Annotated in this window: 1 pseudogene; it reads right to left on the reverse strand. The window is 63.4% G+C overall.

What is annotated here, in order from left to right:
* Positions 1 to 331, reverse strand: a pseudogene (locus tag P0G09_RS20915) (UTP--glucose-1-phosphate uridylyltransferase); the annotation flags it as partial.

The raw sequence follows: 331 nt of genomic DNA on the forward strand, positions 1-331 counted from the left end.
CGGCTCACATCGGCCCAGGGCACAGCGGAGACACCGGCAGCCGGGCGGCCAAACTCCTCATATGCGCGGATGAGCTGGGCGCAGACAGGGTCCTCGCCCCAGATCACGTCGTCGCCGTAGATGACCACGAACGGATCGTCACCGGTAAAGGCCTATGCCATGCTCACGGCGTGGCCCAGGCCCAGCGTCTGCTTCTGGCGCACAAAGAAGATGTTGGCAAGGTTCGAGATGCCCAGGCACTCCTCCAGCATCTTTTCCCTGCCGGGGGCGGCCAGCATTTCTTCCAGCTCGGGGCTGCGGTCAAAGTGATCCTCGATGATGCTCTGGTTGC

Origin of the sequence: Faecalibacterium sp. DFI.5.82, from assembly GCF_029076575.1 — a bacterium.
Classification (GTDB): domain Bacteria; phylum Bacillota; class Clostridia; order Oscillospirales; family Ruminococcaceae; genus Faecalibacterium; species Faecalibacterium duncaniae.